At 63.5% G+C, this 18,957-nt stretch carries 17 protein-coding genes and 1 tRNA gene; 6 read left to right on the forward strand and 12 right to left on the reverse strand.

The genetic code is table 11. The annotated features are described in order from the left end of the window. Positions 1 to 64: 64 nt before the first annotated feature. The 4 genes from ACOYYX_RS34125 to ACOYYX_RS34140 all read right to left on the reverse strand — a co-directional run bounded on the left by ACOYYX_RS34125 (position 65) and on the right by ACOYYX_RS34140 (position 4,037). Entirely contained in the window at positions 65 to 877 is an 813-nt protein-coding gene (locus tag ACOYYX_RS34125) for an ABC transporter permease (protein WP_422927123.1), read from the reverse strand. A 5-nt stretch (positions 878 to 882) separates the two neighbouring features. Then, a complete protein-coding gene (locus ACOYYX_RS34130; protein WP_422927124.1) occupies positions 883 to 1,788 on the reverse strand; it encodes an ABC transporter permease in 906 nt (301 codons plus the stop codon). Beyond that, the gene (locus tag ACOYYX_RS34135; protein ID WP_422927125.1) at positions 1,775 to 2,770 is read right to left on the reverse strand and encodes an ABC transporter ATP-binding protein; all 996 of its coding nucleotides are present in this window, start codon (positions 2,768 to 2,770) and stop codon (positions 1,775 to 1,777) included. The genes ACOYYX_RS34130 and ACOYYX_RS34135 overlap by 14 nt, the downstream gene beginning before the upstream one ends. A 100-nt stretch (positions 2,771 to 2,870) precedes the next feature. Continuing rightward, positions 2,871 to 4,037 carry a DUF3466 family protein gene (locus ACOYYX_RS34140; protein WP_422927126.1) on the reverse strand — a complete coding sequence of 389 codons (1,167 nt, stop codon included), beginning with the start codon at positions 4,035 to 4,037 and terminating at the stop codon, positions 2,871 to 2,873. A 273-nt stretch (positions 4,038 to 4,310) separates the two neighbouring features. Here ACOYYX_RS34140 and ACOYYX_RS34145 point away from each other — a divergent pair, with 273 nt between their 5' ends. After that, a complete protein-coding gene (locus ACOYYX_RS34145) occupies positions 4,311 to 5,504 on the forward strand; it encodes a hypothetical protein (protein ID WP_422927127.1) in 1,194 nt (397 codons plus the stop codon). Between the two features lie 57 nt (positions 5,505 to 5,561). Here the strand turns inward: ACOYYX_RS34145 and ACOYYX_RS34150 are convergent, their stop codons facing one another. Then, positions 5,562 to 6,530: a hypothetical protein gene (locus ACOYYX_RS34150; protein WP_422927128.1), complete on the reverse strand. Its 969-nt coding sequence runs from the start codon at positions 6,528 to 6,530 to the stop codon at positions 5,562 to 5,564. A gap of 240 nt (positions 6,531 to 6,770) precedes the next feature. Between ACOYYX_RS34150 and ACOYYX_RS34155 the strand changes: the two genes are divergently transcribed. After that, positions 6,771 to 7,574 carry a hypothetical protein gene (locus tag ACOYYX_RS34155; RefSeq protein WP_422927129.1) on the forward strand — a complete coding sequence of 268 codons (804 nt, stop codon included), beginning with the start codon at positions 6,771 to 6,773 and terminating at the stop codon, positions 7,572 to 7,574. A 115-nt stretch (positions 7,575 to 7,689) separates the two neighbouring features. Here ACOYYX_RS34155 and ACOYYX_RS34160 read toward each other — a convergent pair whose 3' ends face one another. The 5 genes from ACOYYX_RS34160 to ettA all read right to left on the reverse strand — a co-directional run bounded on the left by ACOYYX_RS34160 (position 7,690) and on the right by ettA (position 13,715). Then, the gene (locus ACOYYX_RS34160) at positions 7,690 to 8,664 is read right to left on the reverse strand and encodes a hypothetical protein (protein WP_422927130.1); all 975 of its coding nucleotides are present in this window, start codon (positions 8,662 to 8,664) and stop codon (positions 7,690 to 7,692) included. 58 nt (positions 8,665 to 8,722) lie between these two features. Continuing rightward, a complete protein-coding gene (locus tag ACOYYX_RS34165; RefSeq protein ID WP_422927131.1) occupies positions 8,723 to 9,382 on the reverse strand; it encodes an MOSC domain-containing protein in 660 nt (219 codons plus the stop codon). Between the two features lie 57 nt (positions 9,383 to 9,439). Further along, entirely contained in the window at positions 9,440 to 11,002 is a 1,563-nt protein-coding gene (locus ACOYYX_RS34170) for a B12-binding domain-containing radical SAM protein (RefSeq protein WP_422927132.1), read from the reverse strand. 213 nt (positions 11,003 to 11,215) lie between these two features. Next, positions 11,216 to 12,010 (reverse strand): enoyl-CoA hydratase, encoded by a 795-nt coding sequence (locus ACOYYX_RS34175; protein ID WP_422927133.1) that lies wholly within the window; start codon positions 12,008 to 12,010, stop codon positions 11,216 to 11,218. Positions 12,011 to 12,041: 31 nt separating this feature from the next. Further along, positions 12,042 to 13,715 (reverse strand): energy-dependent translational throttle protein EttA, encoded by a 1,674-nt coding sequence (ettA, locus tag ACOYYX_RS34180; protein ID WP_422927134.1) that lies wholly within the window; start codon positions 13,713 to 13,715, stop codon positions 12,042 to 12,044. Positions 13,716 to 14,021: 306 nt separating this feature from the next. Between ettA and ACOYYX_RS34185 the strand changes: the two genes are divergently transcribed. Both ACOYYX_RS34185 and ACOYYX_RS34190 read left to right on the forward strand, forming a co-directional pair. Then, a tRNA-Met gene (locus tag ACOYYX_RS34185) sits at positions 14,022 to 14,095 on the forward strand. Between the two features lie 627 nt (positions 14,096 to 14,722). Next, complete coding sequence (locus tag ACOYYX_RS34190; protein WP_422927135.1) at positions 14,723 to 15,253, forward strand: hypothetical protein; 531 nt, start codon at positions 14,723 to 14,725, stop codon at positions 15,251 to 15,253. Positions 15,254 to 15,521: 268 nt separating this feature from the next. Here ACOYYX_RS34190 and ACOYYX_RS34195 read toward each other — a convergent pair whose 3' ends face one another. Continuing rightward, entirely contained in the window at positions 15,522 to 15,821 is a 300-nt protein-coding gene (locus tag ACOYYX_RS34195; protein ID WP_422927136.1) for a hypothetical protein, read from the reverse strand. 325 nt (positions 15,822 to 16,146) lie between these two features. On the opposite strand from ACOYYX_RS34195, the gene ACOYYX_RS34200 reads away from it, so the two are divergent. Beyond that, positions 16,147 to 17,235, forward strand: coding sequence for a hypothetical protein (locus ACOYYX_RS34200; RefSeq protein ID WP_422927137.1), 1,089 nt, complete (start codon positions 16,147 to 16,149; stop codon positions 17,233 to 17,235). Between the two features lie 269 nt (positions 17,236 to 17,504). Continuing rightward, a complete protein-coding gene (locus tag ACOYYX_RS34205; protein ID WP_422927138.1) occupies positions 17,505 to 17,744 on the forward strand; it encodes a hypothetical protein in 240 nt (79 codons plus the stop codon). Between the two features lie 60 nt (positions 17,745 to 17,804). On the opposite strand, the gene ACOYYX_RS34210 is transcribed toward ACOYYX_RS34205, so the two are convergent. Then, positions 17,805 to 18,257 (reverse strand): hypothetical protein, encoded by a 453-nt coding sequence (locus tag ACOYYX_RS34210; protein WP_422927139.1) that lies wholly within the window; start codon positions 18,255 to 18,257, stop codon positions 17,805 to 17,807. Positions 18,258 to 18,957 lie beyond the last annotated feature (700 nt).

An 18,957-nucleotide genomic window follows, 5' to 3' on the forward strand; every position in this document is an offset into this window, starting at 1 on the left:
GGGACGTCTGATGAGGCCGGTGGGTCCTGGCCCCTCCGGCGATCGTTGTCGTCGGAGGGCCGCCTCAGCTACTCGCGCTGCGATAGGATCGGAGGGCGTAGTAGAAGAACCGCCGACTCAACCAGAATACCACGACCGTGGCGACCACCGTGAAGAGGATCATCCCCGGATCCAGGACCCGCACGAGGGCGTTCGAGGGGACGTTGGCGACCAGCAGGATCGGCAGGATGAACGTGAAGAAGAACCCGATGGGCTCGGCCCAGGTCCCCGCGAAGATCTCCTTCGGGTAGCGGGCGAGGCTGGCGAAGAGCCACCACATCTCCATCAGGGTCTGGTTCCGCACCATCCAGACGGAGAGGGCGGTGAGCATGAGCATGAAGCAGTACGCGATCAGGACGCCGCAGAAGAACGTCACGAGGAAGGCGAGGACCCGGACGAGGTCGAACTGCCAGTTCATCTGGAAGAGCGAGATCCCCATCACGGCCATGCCCATGAGGACGTTGGGCGCGGTGCCCCAGTCGATCTTGCGGCAGGTGATCAGGAACTGCTCGTCGATCGGCCGGAGCAGGAGGAAGTCGAGGTCCCCCGTCCTGACGAGCTCGGCGAAGTCGTTGCAGTTCTCGAGGAAGAAGGTCTCGATGATCCCGTTGAGCGCGAAGAAGCAGCCGACGAAGAAGAGGTACTGCTCCTCCGGCCAGCCCGCGACCATCTTGGTCCGGGCGAAGACGGTCCTGTAGAAAGCGAGCAAGATCCCGAGCCAGATGACCTCGACCGAGACCTTGACCAGGAAGTTGCCGCGGAAGGCCAGCTCGCGACTGATCGTGTAGCGAGCGAGGTCCCCCATGAGACGCGTGTATCTACCGATGGCCCCGATCACGTCGATCAACCCCCGTAAGCGCTGTAACGTCGGAGCCCGTAACGGTAGAGCCCGCGAGCCAGGAGCATGAAAACGAGGGCCCAGGCGGCCTCGGCCAGCAAGTTATACACCAGGGCCATCCCCTTGACCTTGCCGAGGAAGACGACCGCCGGGAAATAGGCCATGTACTGGAATGGCAGGGCCTTCAACAGGCCCGCCCAGGGCTGCGGTAGCAGGTCGAGCGGGAACATGTGCCCGGAGATGAAGAAGTTCAAGGTCATGACGATATAGAGCAGCGACGTGACCTCGAGGAACCAGAACCCGACCATCCCCACCGCCGCCTCGAAGAAGAACCCGACGAGGAAGCTGAGCACCAGCGAGAGCAGGAACGCCGCCATCGTCGTCGCGTCGGGCAAGCCGTCGAAGTAGTTGCGGCAGACGAAGAAGAGCAGGGCGTACGGGAAGGCCGACGTGATGATATACGCCACCTTGTGGGCGATCCGGTACGAGAGCAGGTACCCGATCATGTCGAGCGGCTGCACGAGGTAGCGCTTCAAGGTCCCCTCGCGGATGTCCTTGGCGATGCCGCCCGCAAGGCCCGGCATGCTCGAGAACATACGGCTGATGTTGGTCATCAGCAAGTAAGCGATCATCTCGCGGTAGTTGAACCCGGCGAGATCCTTCTGCCCCGACCCCTCGTAGATGGCCCGCCACAGCAGGATCGTGGTAACCATCGGCAGGAATCGGAGGAACGTGATCAGCAGGAAATCGCTCCGATAGGCCATGCGCTCGACGAGCGAGGCCCGGACGATCTTCGAGTATTTGCGGATCGTCCCCGCGAACCCTTTGGACGCGCGGGGCGGGCTCCACTCGGGTGAGTTCGACGCCGCGAGCGCGGGCGTGGTCGTCTCGAGGGTTTCAGGCAGCGTCATGGTTCTTTCGCCCCTCCTCGAAGACCCGGGCGATGACCTGCTCGAGCGGCGGGTCGGTCACGCTGACGTCGGCGACCGCGTGGCGGTCGAGGATCGCCCCCAGGGCTTCCGCCACGCGAGAGCGGTCGACCTTGAGGTCGGCCGAGGTCCCTTCCTTGCGGACGACCTCGCCGAAGCGCTCCAGGTCCTCGGGGATGACGCCGTCCTCGAACTCGAGGCGGATCAGCTTGGAACGTCCGAACCGCTCGGAGAGCCGGGAGAGCGGGCCGTCGTAGACGAGCGTGCCGTGCGTGATGACGAGCACCCTGGAGCAGAGGGCCTCGACGTCGCGCATGTAGTGGCTGGTCAGGAGCATGGTCACGCCGCGCTGGGCGTGATAGTCGCGGAGGCACTTCTGGATCGCCACCTGCGCCACGACGTCGAGCCCGATGGTCGGCTCGTCGAGGAGCAGGAGCTTTGGCTGATGCAGGAGCGCGGCGATCAGCTCCATCTTCATGCGTTCGCCCAGCGAGAGCTCGCGGACGGCCTGGCGGGTGAGCTTCGTCACGCCGAGCAGCTCGGTCAGCTCGTCGAGGTTCTTCTTGAACTCGGCGGCGGGGAGCGAATAGATCTCGCGGTGGAGCTGGAAGCTGTCGGCGGCGGGGAGATCCCACCAGAGCTGATTCTTCTGCCCCATCACGAGGGCGAACTGGCGGCGAAACGCGTCATGCCGTTCCCAGGGGGTATATCCCAGGACGCTCGCCGTCCCGCTCGTCGGGTTGATGAGCCCCGAGAGCATCTTCAGGGTCGTCGTCTTCCCCGCGCCGTTGGGCCCGAGGAAGGCGACCATCTCGCCGGGCTCGATGGAGAAGCTGACATTCTCGACCGCCTTGACTTCTTTGTACTCGCGGTGATAGAGGCCTCGAAAGGCACCTAGAAGGCCTTCCTTCTTCTGGAAGACGCGGTAGGTCTTGGTCAGGCCTATCGCCTCAATCATGGGCATAGGTATCGCTCACACGAACACAAAGGAGAAATCCGAGACTCCCCATTGTAGGAGGAGAGCCTCGGAAGCAAAGGGCGCCTGGATTTCCTGCCTTCGAGAATCAGACGCGGCCGTTCCGCCGCCGCGCCCATCGCAGGCCGGCGGCCGACGCCACGATGCCGAAGAAGGCGAGCGTGCTCGGTTCGGGCACTTGCTGCGGGCTGCCCAGGGTCGGGATCAAATCCTTGGGCGTGAGCAGGAAGGCATGACGATTCCCGTTCTCGTCGATCGCCGTCCCCACGATCTGGCCGACGTCGTTGATCCCGGCGGCCCCGGTGAGGGTCAGGCCCGTCTGCGACGAGATCACCGAGTTCAGGTCGAGCATCGTCCCGTTCTCGTAGAGGAAGGCATGCTGGACGCCCGGCTGACCCGTCTGCGAGTTGCCGACGATCGCCCCGGAGGCGTTGATGGCCGTCGCCGAGCTGCTCGTGCCGCCGAGCGTTCCGAGGTCCTGCATCGCGCCGTTGCGGTAGACGAAGGCGTGGAAGGCGTTGTTGGCCAGGACCGACGCCTGCCCGACCACGTCGCCCGCGTCGTTGATGCCGAGCGCCTTGCTGTACATCCCGCCGAGCGTGCCGAGGTCCTTGAACGTCCCGTTCGTCTGGACGTAGGCGTGCCCGAGGCCGAAGTCGTATCCCTGCGTGTTCATCATGCCGGCGACCTGGCCCGAGTTGTTGATCGCCGTGGCCGTCGTGCCGATGCTCCCCGGGGGCTGGATCGTCTGGACCTGGCCGCCGCTCATCGAGAAGGCCTGCGACTGGCCGACGGGGGAGATCCCAGCGTCGAGATTCCCGACGACCTGCCCGGCGTTATTGATCGCCTGCGCGTTGCCGACCTGCGGGTTCGAGGTCTCGAACCGGGTGATGTTGCCGTTGTCGGCGACGAACCCGTGGTTCCCCGAGGCCGAGGTCTCGGTGCCGACGACCTGCCCGCTGTCGTTGATCCCCTTGGCGCTGCCGGAGAGGTCGCCGATCGTGCTGAGCTGGCCGTTGCTGTAGAGGAAGGGGCGGGAGCTGAAGCCGCCATCCGCCGTGTTGGCGGTCGCGCCGACGACCTGGCCGCTGTTATTGATCCCGGTGGCCCAGCTCTCGTTGTCGCCCGAGGCCGTGCCGAGGTCGCTGACGTAGTAGAGGGGGCCCGCGTTGGCCAGGGCCGGGGTGAACCCGAGGAGCACGATCGCGGCGAGGTGTCGAGACGCGAGAACGAACCGTGGGCGTCGTACGGCCATGTGAGCTACCCTCCCTGGAGCGGCTGCGAGTGTCAGGGGGCGATCCCGGCCCCCTGGAGAGCTGGGCGCATCATGGGCTATTCTCCGCCGATCGTCAAGGTCGTTGGCCTAATAAAAAAGCAACACTTGCTGCGAGATTCGTCGCCCGAACCCGCTGGCCCGGCTTGACCTGAGGACGCCCGAAGGTACCATGACCCGCGCCCGTGCCGGACCCCCGCGCCGGCCCGGGCCTATTGAGGATCTCCGCTCGAATGCTTGAGGGAGTGGCAGGCGATGGAACACGCCCCATCCCGGCCCCGGCAAGAGCCGTCGGCCGCGGTCGACCCGGCCGTCGAGGCCCGTACGCGGAAGAAAGCCCGGGCCTTCCCGGCGGGCTTCCTGGGGATGCTCGCGCTCGTCCTCCTGGTCGAGTCCGGCATCTCGCGCCATGGCCTCGACATCTCCCGCCCCGAGGCCTGGGAGTGGTGGCTGAGCGGCAAGGCCGCGCGCAAGCAGGTGGTCGGCCGGCCGATCCTCTGCTTCGGCTCGAGCATGGTGAAGCAGGCGGTGATCCCCCGCATCATCGGCCAGAAGCTCGGTTGCCCCGTCTACAACCTCTCCCTCTGCGCGGGGCCTGCACCTTCCAGCTACCACCTCCTGCGGCGGGCGCTCGACTCCGGCAGCCAACCCCGGGCGATCCTCGTCGAGTTCCACCCGGCGGGCCTGACGGATCCGCCCTCGCTCTACGTCGATTACTGGCCCCACCTGCTCGAATTCCGAGAGCTGGCCGACCTCGCGCTGACGGCCAAGGATCCCGGCTTCTTCGCGACCGCCGCCGTCGCGAGGCTCCTCCCCTCGTTCCGCGACCGCAAGCCGATCCGCACGAACCTCGCCGCGGCCTTCCGGGGCGAGAGCGAGTCGAACCGACGCTACAACGCCCCGATGCGCCGGAACATCCTCGCCAACCGCGGGGCGAAGGTCATCCCGCGGAACCCCGAGTACCGCGGAGAGATCGCCGAGCACCTCAGCCGCACGCTCCTCAGCGACACCTGGGATTGCAACCCGGTGAACGTCGCCTACGTCGAGCGGTTCCTCTCCCTGGCCCAGGCCCACGACATCCCCGTCTTCTGGCTCATGCCCCCGTTCATCCCCGCCCTCCAGGCCGGTCGCGAGGCGAAGGGGCTCGACGCCCGCTACCGCGAGTTCGCCCGCCACCTCCAGGCTCGATACCCGAACCTGACGGTCCTCGACGGCCTCAAATCGAACTATGTCGATCCCGCCTTCAACGACGGCATGCACTTCAACGCCCAGGGTGCCTACGCCTTCAGCCACGATCTGGCCGACGCCCTCGGCGCCCGCCTCGGCTCCCCTTCGGATGGCCGCTGGGTCGCGATGCCCGACTATCGCGAGCACAACCCCGAGGTTCAGATTGAAGACTTCGCCCGCTCTGTCGCCGTCACAAACGATGCCGACAGCCGCCGCCGCTGAGCCGCCCAGTGCCACCGACCTCAATCGAACCCGCCGATAAAGAAGTCTCCCGGGCCCTCAATCCTTGCGGTCGCGATGCCGGGCGTGGCAGGCGGTGCAGCTCTTGCCCACGGCGTCGAAGGCCCGATCCACATTCTCTTTGACCGCGGGGGAGGGGCTCGCGGCGAAGGCTCGCAGCGACGCCTCGAGATCCTTCGCCAGCCTCGCCGACGTCTCGGAGCGAGCCATCAACTCGGGCGAGTCCGCGCAGGCCACCGCGCCCCTCGCCACTTCCTGGAAGGACTCGGCCAGTTGCAGGGCCTCATGAGGAGGATCGAGGTCGTGCTGCTTGGCGTTCGGTTTGTATCCCGCCTCGCGGATCGCTTTCAACGAATCCCAGCGGCCGTCGATGGACACCATCAACTCGACCAGGGCCGGGGGCTGGCAACGCTCCGGGAACTCGTGGACGAGCCGTTCCAGTTCCTTCGGCGTGGGGACGGCAAAGTTCGCCACCGTCGCATAGAGCCCCGCATAGTCGGGCGAGGCTCCCGCACGCTTGAGCCAGGAGGTCGCCTCGGCCTTGCTCCAGCCCTCGGTCGACATCCCGCAAAGGGCGACGGCGGTCGGGCCGCGATGCTTGCCGTGATGGCAGTGAATGAAGATCGGCCCCGGCAATGTCTCGAAGGCCTTGATGATCCGCAGGCCTTGCTCGCGAGGGATGCCGTCATATCCGACCGGTAGGTGGACGTATCTTAGCCCCTGCTTGCGAGCCGCCTCGACGTCCGGCATCGAGCCGTCGACGCTGATGACCGTGCGGATCCCCATGGCCCGTAAGGCCGAGAATCCCGCGTCCCCGCGAGGCTCCCCGCCGCTGAAGAGTGTCGGCCCGACCTGATACAGGTTCTCGATCGCGGATGCCTCGATCCGCCTCGGCAGGGGCCTCGATGGCTCGCCCTGGCCATTCGCCCCCGACGATAAGATGAAGCCCCCGAACATGATTATCGCGAGGACGAACGCCCGAACCACCCGACGCCCCTGGATACGCATGGATTCGCCCCGCACTGCTATTTCGACGTCTCCGAACGGAATCGGAGCCCGATACTGCAACGATAGTCCGGGACCGAATCGCGCTCCAGTCGTGACAGGACGGGAGCCCCGAAAAAGAATCCCAAAAAAAACCTTCGGCCGTTTGTCCGGTCGATCCCGGGTTCCTGATAACCCTGTCGAGAGGACGTGAAACGGCCTCATAACGAGACACGAACGACACGGGAAACGGGACACACGACAATGAAAACGGTCATGGTGAAGCTGGCGGTTGCGGGCCTGGCGGCGTTGACGATGACCTCCGCGGCGAAGGCGGACCCGGGTTACGGCGGCCAGACGCCGAACACGCAGTCTTGGGGCTACCCGCAGTGCCAGCCGCAGACGCCCCCGTACAACCCCGGCACCTGCAACACGAATCCGAACCCGTATCCGTACCCCGCCCCGCTGCCGACGTCGTGCCCGACCTACCCGACGCCCCCCTGGAACGGCGGGAACTGCACCCCGAACATCCCCCCGATCTGGGGCCAGAACGGTGGTTGCACCCCCAGGCCGACCGGAGGTTGCTACCCCCCTCCCAGCGGCGGTTGCTACCCGACCCCGAACAACGGCCCGGTCTGCAATCAGCCCAATACGTACCCCGGCCCGAGCGGCGGCTACCCCTCGCAGAATAACGGCCCGGTCTGGGGCCAGACGGGCGGCTACGGCGGCAACAACAACGGCCCGGTCTGGGGTCAGAACGGCAATAGTGGCTACGGTGGCAGCAACAACGGCCCGGTCTGGGGACGCCCCGGCAGCGGCCGGCCCAACACAGGCAACTACCCGACGACGACCACCAACTACCCCTCGCACAACACCGGCCCGGTTTGGGGCCACAACAATAGCACCGGCGGCGGCTACGGTGGCAGCAACACCAACAACGGCAGCAACTGGGGCGGTTACGGTGGCAAGCCCTCCAGCAACGGCGGCAACAGCAACTGGGGCGGCTACGGCGGGAACGGCTCGAGCTTCCGGGTTCAGCAGGCCTCGCACCGCGGCACCCACCGATGATCGGGGCCACTGACCTCGACCACGAACTCTTGAAACCACCGCGAGGGCCGTGAAGGGCAAAAACGCCCTTCACGGCCCTCGCTCATTTTTTCCCCGCCTCAACGAGTTGAGCGAGTCATACCAGGCGGAACCGATCCCCGTCGATCACGATCCGACGACGCCCCTTGAACTGGTCGTAGACCCGCCCCATCTCCTCGATGTCATCGAACCAGCCGACGACATACGCGGCCCCGAAGCTCTCGCCCGCCTTGATCGCCTTGCCGTGCAACTCCTCGATGAAGCAGACATACCCGCGCTGATGACACCAGGCCTCGCTGACCATCGCCGGGTCGAGCGTCATCCCCGCCAGCCACGGCCCCGGCTTCCCGTCGACCTTCACCTGATAGGCTCGGATCATCCGGGTCGGCACATGCCCTTGACGTCTCCGATACAGATAGCGCTCGTCGGGGGCGAAGTCCCCAACGAACGCGGACGAAGGGATCGTCCGATCGAGATAGCTCAGGTACACCTGCGCAAACTCTTCTCCGCCCTTGTGCTTGATATGCCCTGGCATGTCGATCCGATAGAAGATGTTCTCGACGTCGTTGACGCTCACGATCGCCTCGCTGCTCAGGACGTAGCGCACGCCTGGCCGGAAGACAAGCGTCTGTTCCCAGGTCGAGCCGGCCTTGAGGCCAGGCGCGGCCAGGGTGTAGCGGAACCGGAGTTTGATCGCGACGAAATCCTTGCCCTGGATCACCTCCGCGGGAAGCTCCTTCGCCTGGGTGCAGATCTGCGGGCCCTCGACATAATGCTTGGGCAAGTTCCCGTGGTACTTCGCCTCGCGCGAATAATCGTCGTCGGCCCAGCCGGGGGCGAGCAGGAAGTCCATGATGTGCAACCCGAACCCGAGGTCGCGGGCGTTCGTCTTGCGATCGAGCAGGCTCCCCGCCGCGACCCCGCTGACGTAACCCTTCGTCTTCACGACGGCCTCGAGGGCGTCGGTCTCGATCCGGATTTCTGATTCCGACCGATGGACCCGGATTTCGGCAGCAAGGCTCGAAGTGGCGATCGCCAGCGAGACGCATGCGAGGCATATCCCGGTGCGCATGGGGGCTCCTTGTCGCGAACTGAGGGGCGAGGTCCGGCGAGGGCACTGCGACACTAACTCAGGAGAGCTGCTCTCGCCAGGCGGCGGAGAGCAGGGGGCAGGCCGCGAGCGCCTGGGCCTCCTCGGCATGCTGGCGGCGGGCGTACATGATCTCGGTGGCGTGCAGGACGGTCCATTCGGGATGAGGCCGATCGAGGAGCTGGACTTCGAGCCCCGCCTCGATCTCGGCCTCCTCGAGCACGCGCAAATACCAACCGCTGCGGCCGGTCTTGATGACCCGGGCCGGCAGGTCCTTGACCTGCCAGCGCCTGGCGAGCTTCCAGCAAGGCTGCCTCGGCTGCGAGACCTGGAACCTCGCCGCGCCGATGGCGTAGGTATCCCCGATGCAGACGTCGGCCTCCCAGAGCCCGACGACCGACAGATTCTCGCCGAAGGCCCCGCAGTCCATCTCGGGCCGCTCGAGCTCGGCCCGCCAGCTCGGGTAATGGTCGGCCGAGTAGGCGAGCACGGCCTTGTCGACCCCGCCGTGGTTGACGAGGTCGGCCTGGCCATCACCGACGACATTGGTCCGCCCGACCCAGACGGCCCCGGCGATGGGCTCCTTGTAGAAGCCGCTGGTCCAGGGCCGGGTCCAGGAGTCGTCGGACCCCTCGACCCCGTGATCTCGCGGCAATCCCACCTGGATGGAGATCAACCGAGCTTCTGCGACCTCGGCCATCGTGGACCCTCGCCGGCTCCCCAGGATCGAAGGGGCTCGATTCGAGCCCCACTCACGTCAGAACGAGTTGACGATCTTCGCCCCGTCGGCCGACATCTGCGTGGCCATCGTGTAGGCGTGATAATGATGTGCCATCTTGATCACATAAAGCAGGACAGTCCCCGGGTTCTGCCGCTTCTTGAGGAGTCGCCAGATCCGCTTGCGATACTCCTTGCGGAGCGAGGCCTCGGGGATCGACTGCATCATCCTGATGAAGAGGCCGACGGCCTGGAGGAGCCAGAGGGATTCCCAGCTGGCCTGCTGCACCCGATGCCGCCGCCAGTACTTCGCCCGGCCCTTGCCGATCTCGATCCCCTGGTCGATGTAGAGCGCCTCCATCCGCTGGAAGAAGGCCTCGGGCTCGTAGAGGTCGCGCAGGACCTTGAGGTAGCCTTCGCGCAACTCGTCCCGGCCGATCTTGAGCGGGATGACGTTGGTGCCGTACTCGGGCTCGTCGGAGGGGTCGAGCCGCCCCTCGGCCGCAAGGCGGTCGTGCAGCGGGGTCTTGGGGATCGCGTGGAGCATCCCCATCATGGTGAGGGCGATCCGGGCGTCCTTGATGAACGTGCGCTGGGCGTCGAAGATCGTGGAGTCGTCGTTGTCGAACCCCATGATCATCCCGCACCAGACCTCGATCCCGGCGTTCTGGATCCGGTGGACCTTTTCCAGCAAGGTGCCGCCCGCGCGGACGTTCTGGAACTTCTTCGTCTCGCGGAGCGACTCTTCCTTGGGGCTCTCGATGCCGATGAAGACCGCCAGAATATTGGCGTCGATCATGATCTCCATCAGCTCGGGGTCGTCGGCGAGGTCGATCGAGGCCTCGGTGAAGAACGAGAAGTAGTACCCGTTCTTCACCTGCCAGGCGACGACGTCGCGCAAGACTTCCTTGATCGCTTTCTTGTTGCCGATGAGGTTGTCATCGACGATGAAAACGATCTTCATATTCTGGGCGCGGAGCGCCTCGAGCTCGGCGATGATCTGCGGGCTCGTCTTGATCCGGGGCTTCCGGCCGAACGTCACGATGATGTCGCAGAACTCGCACTGGAAGGGGCAGCCACGCGAGAACTGGAGGCTCCCGAAGGCATAATGCCGCGTCTTGAGCAGGTCGAACCGAGGGGTCGGCACCTTGGCCATGTCCGACTTCTCGAGCTGCTCGTAGCGGATCTGGTGCAGCCCCTGCCTCCACTCCTCGAGGAATCGGGGCCAGGTCTCCTCGGCCTCGCCGACGAAGATGACGTCGGCCAGGTCGCCGAAGTATTCCTCGGAGACGGTGATCCAGGGGCCGCCGACCACGACGAAGATCCCCCGGCGCTTCAGCTCGGTGAGGATCTCCTTCATCCGGAAGCGCTGGACGCTCATCCCGGTGAGGCCGACGATATCCGCCTTCTCGAGGCGCTCGTAGTTGATCGCCTCGACGTTCTCGTCCATGAGCGTGACGGTGTGCTCGGCCGGCGTCAGCGCCGCGAGGAGCGGAAGGCAGGCGACCGGCAGGTTCGCCCGCTTGCCCATGAAGGGGAGGGCGTGCTCCATGCCCCAGTACGAGACCTCGAACCGGGGGTTGATGAACACGATGTCCGCCATGTACGAACCGCTCCTTTTTCTACTCGATAGACGCCAAGGGGAACGGCGGCCGCTGCTCCGACCGAACGCTGAATCTTAACCGATGATATAAGCTGTCGATACGTTCCGGCGAGAATCGCCGAGGTTCCTCGCCATCCGCCGATCACTCGCAACACACTGCATCATCTGCAAAAGGATTGCGGACCGGACACATTATGATGATCCTACCCGACATCAACGGTCCTTCCAGACCGGCCGACGCTTCTGGAGGAACGCCGCGATCCCTTCCTGCGCGTCCGGGTGCAACGCATTCTCGGTCATGACCTCGACGGCCTGCGCGTAGGCCTCGGGCTCATCGACCCCCTTGAGGTCGTAGTAAGCCCGCTTGCCGAGGGCGATCGCCGAGGGGCTCATCCCCTTGATGACGGTCGTATATTCCCGGATCGCCTCGTCGAGCTCCATCGGCGGGACGACGAGGTTCACCAGCCCGAGTTCCCTGGCCCGCTCGGCCGTGATCGGGGTCCCGGTGAAGAGCATCTCGAGAGCCGCCTTATCCGGCACCGCGCGGACGAGGGGGACCATCGGCGTCGTGCAGAAGAGGCCGATCTTCACGCCGGGGGTGGCGAAGGTCGCCTCGCTGGAGGCGACCGCCATGTCGCAGGCGGCGACGAGCTGGCAGCCGGCCGCCGTCGCGACCCCCTGGACCCTCGCGATCACCGGCTGCGGGAGCCGCCGAAGGCCGAGCATCACCTCCGAGCAGGCCGCGAAGATGTCGCGATACTCGGCCTCGTCCCGCCCCGTCATCTCGCTGAGGTCATGCCCTGAGCAGAAGACGGACCCTTTGGCCCCGATCACCACGACCCTGGCCGACGCGTTGGCGGCGACCGTGTCGATCGCCCTCTTCAGTTCCGCGATCAGGCCCCTCGAAAGGGCATTGCGCCGCTCGGGGCGGTTGAGCGTGAAAGTGACGACCCCGTCCCTGTTGTCGATCTCCAGATTGGGGGGACCGATCCTCGTCGAGGTCGTCATCGCTCAGCTTCCTCCCCTTGGCGTGGCCTCATCAACGCGTGAGGGCCTTGTAACGGATCCGATGCGGCTGGTCCGCGTCGATCCCGAGCCGTTCCTTGCGCTGGGCTTCGTAAGTCTGGTAGTTGCCCTCGCACCAGACGACCTTGCTATCCCCTTCGAAGGCGAGGATATGCGTCGCGATCCGGTCGAGGAACCAGCGATCGTGGCTGATCACCACCGCGCACCCGCCGAAGTCGAGCAGGGCCTCCTCGAGCGCCCGGAGCATGTCCACGTCGAGGTCGTTCGTCGGTTCGTCGAGCAGCAGGAGGTTCCCGCCGCTCTTGAGCAGCTTGGCCAGGTGGACCCGGTTCCGCTCCCCGCCGGAGAGGTTCGAGACCTTCTTCTCCTGGTCGGGCCCCTTGAAGTTGAACTGGGCGACGTACGCCCTCGAGGGCACCTTCCGCTTGCCGAGCACGACGTTGTCGAGCCCGCCGCTGATCTCCTGGAAGATGGTGTTCTCGGGGTTCAGCGTGTCGCGGTTCTGATCCACATAGGAGTAGACCACGGTGTCTCCGACGCGGAGCGCCCCGCCGTCCGGCTGCTCCTGCCCGACGATCATGCGGAAGAGCGTCGTCTTGCCGGCGCCGTTGGGCCCGATGATCCCGACGATCCCGCCCGGCGGTAGTCTGAACGTCATGTCCTCGACGAGCAGGCGTTCGCCGAAGGCCTTCTTGACGTGATCGGCCTCGACCACGAGGTCGCCGAGGTGCGGGCCGGGCGGGATCTGGAGGACCACCGCCTCGTCGCGCTTCTCCGACTCCTGCTGGGCTAGCTGCTCGTACCGCTGGAGCCGCGCGCGGTTCTTGGCGACCCGGGCCCTGGGGGCCATGCGGACCCACTCGAGCTCCTTGGCCAGCGTCTTGCGGCGGGCGCTCTCCGACTTCTCCTCGCGGGCGAGCCGCTCCTGCTTCTGTTCGAGCCAGGAGGAGTAGTTCCCCTCCCAGGGGATCCCCTGGCCGCGATCCAGCTCGAGGATCCAGCCGGCGACGTTGTCGAGGAAGTAGCGGTCGTGGGTGATCGCCACGACGGTCCCCGGATAATCCTGCAAGTGCCGCTCGAGCCAGGCGACGCTCTCGGCGTCGAGGTGGTTCGTGGGCTCGTCGAGCAGGAGGATGTCGGGCCGTTGCAGCAGGACCTTGCAGAGGGCCACGCGCCTGCGTTCGCCGCCGGAGAGAGTGCTGACGTCGGCCTCGCCCGGCGGCAGGCGCATGGCGTCCATGGCGATCTCGATCCGGCGGTCGAGGTCCCAGCCCTCCGCCGCCTCGATGGCGTCCTGGACCTTGCCTTGCTCCTCGAGCAGCTTGTCCATCTCGTCGGCGTCGATCGGCTCGCCGAGCTTGGCGTTGATGGCGTCGAAGCGGTTGAGCAGGGTCCGGAGCGGCAGCACGGCCTGCTCGACGTTCCCGCGAACATCAAGGCTGGGGTCGAGGGTCGGCTCCTGGGGCACATACCCGATCGTGGTGCCCGGCGCCGGGGCCGCTGTGCCGAGGAAATCCTTATCGACTCCGGCCATGATGCGGAGCAGGGTGCTCTTACCCGAGCCGTTCCCGCCGAGGACGCCGATCTTGGCCCCGGGGTAGAACGAGAGCCAGATGCCCTTGAGGACGTCCTTCTTGGCGTAGGCCTTGGAGAGGTTCTCAATCCTGAAGATATATTGCGGAGGCATTGCGAAGCGGGCCCCGGAACCTCACGACATCCCGCCAGCCCACATGACCGACAGGTTTTTCGGAGTCAGTGACTCAATCTCGACTTGCGTCATCAACAAGTAGACCCGAACGGCTTTCCCGAGGAAAGTCCGAATCCGGGTCGATAGCCCCTTGATTTCACCCCCCACCCCCCATTTCCGGCCGATCCCGCCCCCTCCAACCGCCCCGACCCTCCGCCTCGGCCACTTCGATCCGAAATCCATCCCCAAACCGGACATCGACCACCTTGCGAACCCGAATCGGGTTTGCTAACATCATTCCTCTACGGCGGCGTAGCTCAGTCGGTTAGAGCAGCGGAATCATAATCCGCGTGTCGGGGGTTCGAGTCCCTCCGCCGCTATTCGCGACTCCTCGCGACCATTCACGTCACAGCCCGTCAAACCCCGACTCCCAAGGGGTTTACGGCAAGCGTCATCTCGTGGGTTAGTGACACAAACTGCACCTCCTTCATGCAATGCGTCACATCCCTGCCCAATGCTTGGGGCAACATTGGGGTAAGAGAAGTCGCGCGCGCGACCACACGGAGATAGGTTATCTTTCCTAAATATCCTCAAAAGGGCAGGCCCCAAATTCTAGGCCTACTGACCAGCTAATTTCTTACGGTTGTCTCGGCAAACCCACTCGAGCAACTGTGAGGAATTATACCGTTTAGCAAGCTCAGATTGCGAATCGGTTAGTTGCGTAAATAACGCCATTTGGTCGTTTAGGGCCACCTGCTCACGCAGTATCGCAGTTGTACTGCCCGGGCGTTTAATGCAGGCTCTCGAACGTTAAATCGCCTTGCTGAAGCGAGGTTGCTCCTTCCGCCGTCAGGCCCTAAAAGCCCTCCAATGTATTTTGGAGGACATGCATGACATACTCATCCGTCGACTCAAAATCACGGTGCGACGACTTTGAACGTGGCGACATTGGCTCCATTACGTTTCAATGGATGAGCTCACCACTTTCCACCAACTGGAGGCTTTAGATGCGGAATTGGTCGGCAGGGATTTTCGCCTTGGTGCTGGCGTGCGGATGTGGCGGCAAAGACGAACCCATCGCAAAGTATGACGGATTGAAAGACAACACATCGAGCAGCCTTGAATTAACACCGATCCAAAAGCGAGATAGTTCCGGGGTCAGCATCGAACTGAAAGTCAATTTTCTAGGAAAAGGAAAGCATCCAAAGATTTGGAATACCTCTTTAATGATCCATGGCGAGAGGCCGCCAGAGACTCCATCTTTGCTCGGCCCCGAACCCGAGCTCAAAATCTTCATCGGAGACTCTTATCTTGAAAAAACAAAGAAAAGTACAAATTTTGAATTCAAACGCCAGAACGTTTCTGAAATGGCTTTTTTTGACATGCATCTTGATGGGATTGGCGGCTTGGTTGAATTTATCGATGGAGATGGCCGCTACGAACTAAACGGAAAGCCTTATACCATCAGCAGAGAGGATCGGGAGAAAATCAAGGAGAGGATCATCGCTTTGCGTGAAATCACGAATCAAGGGAAGTGAATCTTCTCAAGGCCATTACGAGCATTTGCCTGAAATTCCTCGGACTTCAATTCGATGGAATTGCATCAAGATTGGCGGAAGTGTGATTCGAGGCTCTGAGAGATGAATTACACCGCCCTTCAGCATCGATGGTGTATTAAGAATTTCTCGACTACGCAGGTCGATCCAGCATGGACTGCCATTACCCGGAGTTTTCTCCAAGAGCATCGTCCTTCCTTTCTCATCCCTAAGACAGCTCGCGGTTGCCTGCAATTACACAAAGTACACCTTAGTACGACCGCCAACGTCGCTTCTTGACGGTGAGAAGGGGTACGCTCCAGCGAACGCCGTCGCCGGTTAATTCGGCGACAAGCGTCTTCTCCGCTTCCCTGGGGTGAACCATTGCCTTGGCCAGGGCGGTGACCACTTCGACGCCAATCGCGCAGAGGCTCTGAAGAGCGGCGTTGCTCACTGCATTCTCTGAGCCTTCGAGGACGAGAAGGAACGAAGTGATCGCGGGGACGCGCTGGAGATGGTGCCGGAGGGCCTCGGCGGCGTGCTGGCAGAGAGTGGTATCCGTGCTCTCCATAGAACACCGAGATTGTCGCCCCGGGCAAGTTGGATATATCTGAGGACGTCCGCCTTCACTTCCGGAGCCGACCGGCATGTGCGCTTGCGGACGAGCTCGTGTTGACAGGTTGGGGCGTATTGGCGAAATTGCGCGAAACTGCCGATAAATATGGGCAAAAGAATAATGTGGGATGGTTTCCGGGACGATGGAGTCGGTGGCGTCCCGCGTCACGACCGGACTCCCCCGGGGAGTACCGCTCGTTGGAATCCCAGGTAAAATTAAAGCGATGAAAGAAATTCGACGAGAATCCGGGCGCGGCCGCCTGCCGATGGGATTATTGGGGATGTTGGCGCTCGTCGTGACGACCGAGACCTTCATCATCCACAGGGGTACGGGACTCGGCGCGGCGCAGGCCTGGATGTGGAATTCCTGCGGCCGTGCGGCCAGCCGTTCGTCGAAGGATTGCCAGGTCGTCTGCCTCGGTGATAGCCAGGTCAAGCATGGCCTGATGACGAACGTCCTCGAGGACCGGCTGCATCTCCGGACCATGAATCTGGCGTTCAGCGGATGCCAGGCCCCCGCCAGCTACTTTCAGTTGGAACGGATCCTCAAGGCAAAGGCGAAGCCGACCGCCGTCGTCGTCGACTTCTATCCCGTGCTCCTGGGACACGGCCTCGAGGAGAATACCTATCGCTGGGCCGAACTCCTGTCGGTGCCCGAAGCCTTCGACCTCGCCAGGACGGCCCAGGATTCCTCGTTCTTCGCGTGGGTCATGACGGGTCGACTGCTGCCTTCCGTGCGATTCCGGCTGGACATGCGTGAGATCATCACCTCCCGCCTGCGAGGCGAGCAGGCCCCGCCGACGGATCGGGTCCACGTGTTCCGCAGGAACACCGCGAAGAATCGAGGGACTCTCGTCTTCGAGAAGAATCCGACCCCCTGGATGACGAACGACATTCCCGGATGGCTGAAGAGCGCGTTCCTGCCCGATCGGGTCGGGAATGCGTGCAATATGAGGTATGTCGACCGATTCCTGAAACTCGCGTGCGAGCACAAGATCCCGGTGTTCTGGGTCGTCCCTCCCGACCATCCCAAGTTCGAGGCGAGCAAGGACGAGGCCGGGATCAATGATCGTTACACACACCTACTGAATCGGGCGGTCGCGAAATTCCCGAACGTCGTGATCCTGGACGCTCGACATTCGGCCTATCCTTCCGGCGTCTTCTTCGATCAGTCGCACCTCGACCGCGACGGGGCGGCGACCTTGACGGCGCAGGTGGCGAATGTCATTCGTGGCCATCTCGCCGGCAACTTGCCCTCGCGTTTCGTCAATCTCCCGGCCTATCAGCCCGAAGATCCAAAAGTCCCCGTCGAAGATACATTGCAGACGTTCATGGTCCTGGGTGACGCGGCCAATCGGATCAAGAGGTAAGCCTTCGCGAGTCAGGTCCAAGAAGCGGGAGAGGGAGTGGAGAGTAGACCCAACGGCCTCGGCCGATAGGACGGCTTCGAGCCGATCGGCTCGAGGTTCTTCACCTCTCTGAAATGGCTTGAACGCTCGTCATCGTCCGGGGAAATCGTCTGACCGATCGACGGGGAGTCCGTGTGGGACAACCCGATCGTCAAGGCAATCGGCTTTTCCACCGTGTGGTACATGGTGACCATTTAAGGTACTGGCATCGCCTACACGTTCCTGGCGAGTTGCGACGCGAAGGCTTTCAATGCCGGAAAATCGAGCCTCGTCGACGCCACATCCTTCAGCATGGTCACGGCCGCACCCATCGGCGATGGGAATATCTTCCCAAATCGAGCATCGCCAGGATCCGCGTCCTCAACGAGGTCCTGACGAATCTCTTCTACACCGCGTCCTTCCTCTCCATCTTCGCGGGGATGATTCGCGAGAGCAGCCTCAGGGCCGCCGATCCGGATCGCAAGGAATGAGGCCCTGTGGCAGTGTACACTCGCCCGGTGGCAGACCCGGCGCGTGCAATGTCTTCCTTTCTATTTTTCGCCCAGGATGCGGCCGTCCCTCACGAACTTGTGACAGTCGATGCAGTTGATCGTGAGCCGGACGTAAGCCAACGTGGCGGCATTCAGATCCTTGTCGCGCCCTGCGGCAGCGAGCTGGCCGCTGATGGTCGAGAATTCACTCGCATATTTGATGTACGTCACATTCGGCGAAACCTTCCAAAGGGTATCCTGGCCGATTTGTTTCAGGAGTGCTGCACTGGCATCGATCTGAGCGAAATCCTCGACGGCGAGGGCCTTGACCAGATCCTGCGTCGTCTTGAGCTTCCTGGCCATAGCCTTGCTCAGCACCTCTTTTTCGTGCTTGATCTCGGCGGATGCCTGCGGGGTTGTCTGGCTCCGGAGTATCCCGGTCGTCGAGACGGCGGCCATCGCGACCAAGGAGCCCAGCACGAAGACCGAACGTTTGGTTGTCAGAACACTCATCGAGAAATCCTCCTCCGAGCTGATGCGAGATGATTCGTGCCGGGCGAGCCGAACGAAAAAGGCTCCTGTCGAACGTGGAAACGTTCGGCAAGAGCCACCTTGGCGTCGGGCAATCGCCGTTCATGAGCGATGCATTAACGTACTCTAAGGCCGCACCGAAAAAGGTCAAGCGAATTGCCTCCTCCGGCCCATCTTTGTCCGGCCGGCGCAAGGTATGTTCGGCATTCATGCCCGACGCCAACTCGCCGATCTGTGGCCGCCGATAGCCCGAGCCTTATTCTCCGTGGTGGAATCTCGTGCGGGGCGAGTCACGCGGGGCGATCGCTGATTATCGTTTATCGCGCGGAGAGGACTCTTATTCTCGCCGCAAACATCAGACTCTATCAATCCAACTGTTGTGACATGCTCCCCGCCATGGCATAATCGCCCCTGGCGGGGAAGCGGGATCAACGAAGGTCGATCGACCTCGGACTCAAGATCGCGCCCGGTGCGGGGCGAACCCTGCGAGCCTCAATTCGAGGTGTGAGATGGCGTACAACTCGCTCTATGCCCTCCTCATGCGAATGTCTCAGCTCAGGCAGGGCCCTGCCGCCAGGGCGATGGGGAGGGTCGTCCACCCGGAGGTCGGGGTGAAGGACGGCTGCGGATCCTGCCCCCATTGCCATGCGTTTATCTCCATTTCCTTCGGCGCGCCGGGGGC

Origin of the sequence: Singulisphaera chitinilytica (assembly GCF_049331405.1) — a bacterium.
Lineage (GTDB): Bacteria > Planctomycetota > Planctomycetia > Isosphaerales > Isosphaeraceae > PoT.

Excerpts from the sequence above, each read along its gene's own strand:
- ACOYYX_RS34130 (WP_422927124.1), bottom strand. The coding sequence starts at position 1,788 with ATGACGCTGCCTGAAACCCTCGAGACGACCACGCCCGCGCTCGCGGCG.
- ACOYYX_RS34135 (WP_422927125.1), bottom strand. The coding sequence starts at position 2,770 with ATGCCCATGATTGAGGCGATAGGCCTGACCAAGACCTACCGCGTCTTC.
- ACOYYX_RS34140 (WP_422927126.1), bottom strand. The coding sequence starts at position 4,037 with ATGGCCGTACGACGCCCACGGTTCGTTCTCGCGTCTCGACACCTCGCC.
- ACOYYX_RS34145 (WP_422927127.1), top strand. The coding sequence starts at position 4,311 with ATGGAACACGCCCCATCCCGGCCCCGGCAAGAGCCGTCGGCCGCGGTC.
- ACOYYX_RS34150 (WP_422927128.1), bottom strand. The coding sequence starts at position 6,530 with ATGCGTATCCAGGGGCGTCGGGTGGTTCGGGCGTTCGTCCTCGCGATA.
- ACOYYX_RS34155 (WP_422927129.1), top strand. The coding sequence starts at position 6,771 with ATGAAAACGGTCATGGTGAAGCTGGCGGTTGCGGGCCTGGCGGCGTTG.
- ACOYYX_RS34160 (WP_422927130.1), bottom strand. The coding sequence starts at position 8,664 with ATGCGCACCGGGATATGCCTCGCATGCGTCTCGCTGGCGATCGCCACT.
- ACOYYX_RS34165 (WP_422927131.1), bottom strand. The coding sequence starts at position 9,382 with ATGGCCGAGGTCGCAGAAGCTCGGTTGATCTCCATCCAGGTGGGATTG.
- ACOYYX_RS34170 (WP_422927132.1), bottom strand. The coding sequence starts at position 11,002 with ATGGCGGACATCGTGTTCATCAACCCCCGGTTCGAGGTCTCGTACTGG.
- ACOYYX_RS34175 (WP_422927133.1), bottom strand. The coding sequence starts at position 12,010 with ATGACGACCTCGACGAGGATCGGTCCCCCCAATCTGGAGATCGACAAC.
- ettA (WP_422927134.1), bottom strand. The coding sequence starts at position 13,715 with ATGCCTCCGCAATATATCTTCAGGATTGAGAACCTCTCCAAGGCCTAC.
- ACOYYX_RS34190 (WP_422927135.1), top strand. The coding sequence starts at position 14,723 with ATGCGGAATTGGTCGGCAGGGATTTTCGCCTTGGTGCTGGCGTGCGGA.
- ACOYYX_RS34195 (WP_422927136.1), bottom strand. The coding sequence starts at position 15,821 with ATGGAGAGCACGGATACCACTCTCTGCCAGCACGCCGCCGAGGCCCTC.
- ACOYYX_RS34200 (WP_422927137.1), top strand. The coding sequence starts at position 16,147 with ATGTTGGCGCTCGTCGTGACGACCGAGACCTTCATCATCCACAGGGGT.
- ACOYYX_RS34210 (WP_422927139.1), bottom strand. The coding sequence starts at position 18,257 with ATGAGTGTTCTGACAACCAAACGTTCGGTCTTCGTGCTGGGCTCCTTG.